The organism is Lacicoccus kunmingensis DSM 17847 (assembly GCF_059568765.1).
The window spans coordinates 1-1,895 of sequence record NZ_JCANUC010000051.1 but is presented as its reverse complement, the minus strand read 5'-3'; the positions used below and the strand labels follow the sequence as shown (position 1 = coordinate 1,895).

Annotated in this window: 1 protein-coding gene; it reads right to left on the bottom strand. The window is 44.5% G+C overall.

Features of this window, described 5'->3' with window-relative positions; genetic code table 11:
• Positions 1-1,895 (bottom strand): heavy metal translocating P-type ATPase (locus BO48_RS16735; protein WP_496369271.1); only part of this gene is annotated, 1,895 nt, incomplete at both ends.

Sequence of the window (1,895 nt, the reverse complement as noted above, 5' to 3'; positions counted from 1 at the left end):
GCAAAAGCGATATTCGCTTTGATGATGTTCAATGTTTTACGGCTAAGTTTGATGGTAAAGGGCAGTTTCCTCAGGTCATCGCCCATTAAAGCGACATCTGCTGTTTCAAGAGCGGTATCTGTACCGGCGCCACCCATAGCGATACCCACGGTGGAAGCTGCCAATGCTGGCGCATCATTGACCCCATCACCGACCATGCCTACATGACGATAATCAGTTTTTAGTTGCTTGATTACGTCTAGTTTATCCTGCGGGAGTAATTCTGATTGAATATCTGTGACACCAACATGTGCACCAATCGCAATGGCGGTACTATGATTATCTCCCGTAAGCATGACTGTTTTTTCGATGCCTGCCTGATGCAGATTCTGGATTACCACTTTACTTGATTCGCGGACTTCATCCGCGACTGCAATAATTGCCTGAACTGTATTTTTCGTTCCTGCAACCATGACGGTCTTACCTTGTTCCTGAAGTGTTTTGATATCACTTTTAATTGCATCATTGAAATTAGTTGCCGGTATCTCTTCAAATAATGCCGGACTGCCAACATAATACATTTCATTATTGATTTTACCCCGTATCCCTTTGCCTGTAATAGAAGAAAAGTCTTCGACAAAGATATCAGAATAAGGAAGGTTATAACTGTCTGCCTTCTTTATAATCGCGGAGGCCAATGGATGCTGGGAACGATCTTCCAATGCTGTGATGACTGCCAGCATTTCCTTTTCATCAATTGCATTGTTGATTAAACGATAATCGGTTACAACCGGGACGCCCTTTGTGAGTGTGCCGGTCTTATCAAATGCAATGGCTTTTAATCCACCCATTTCTTCGAGGTAGACCCCGCCTTTTATAAGGACTCCCTTCTTGGCAGCGTTTCCGATTGCTGAAACAATCGCTATCGGCGTGGAAATCACCAATGCACATGGACAACCTACAACGAGAACCGCTAACCCTTGATACACCCAAGTGGACCAACTCGCGCCGAAAAATAACGGGGGTACAATCGCAACCAGCACTGCGACACCCATAATGGCAGGCGTATAATATTTTGCAAATTTATCAACGAATGCCTGGGCAGGAGCACGCTCACCTTGTGCTTCTTCCACCAGATGAATGATTTTGGCAATGGTCGTATCTTCAACCAATTTAGTGATTTTAACTTCCAGTAAGCCTTCTTCGTTCAGTGTCCCTGCAAATACTTCATCATCGAGCGATTTTTCAACCGGCACTGATTCACCTGTGATTGCTGCCTGGTTGATTACAGAGTAGCCATTGACAATTACGCCGTCCATAGCAATTTTCTGTCCAGGCTTAACAATCATGATATCGCCCACAGCAATATCATTGACGTGCACTGTCATTTCCTGTCCGTTGCGTCTGACAAGTGCCTCTTTAGGAGCAATATCCATCAATGAACTGATGGATTGCCTTGCTCGATCCATCGAGAAACGCTCCAACGCTTCGCTGATGGCAAACAAGATGACAACAATGGCGACCTCGGCCCATTCTCCGATGATGACACCGCCAATCACTGCGACTGTCATCAGGGTTCGCATATCAAATTCAAACCGGACTAAATTCTGGAGACCCGTTTTCAGCATTGAAGCCCCTCCGACAATCATGGAAGTGATGAATAGCAGCGGTGTAAGAATATTGTCATCACCATTCACCAACATTGAAATGAAGCCAAAAGCGATAAATAGTAGCGAATAGAGCAGAGTGCTGTGCTTTTTATAAAATGGAATGGTTACTTCCTTTTCTTTTTTGTCTTGTCCACTTTCTTCCCGGGATTTCTCAGGCACCACTTTGAGATTTTCAAATGCTCCTGCTTCTTCCAGTTCCTCAACCGTTGCAGAACCATATACAGAAATTTTTGATGCGCCAAAATT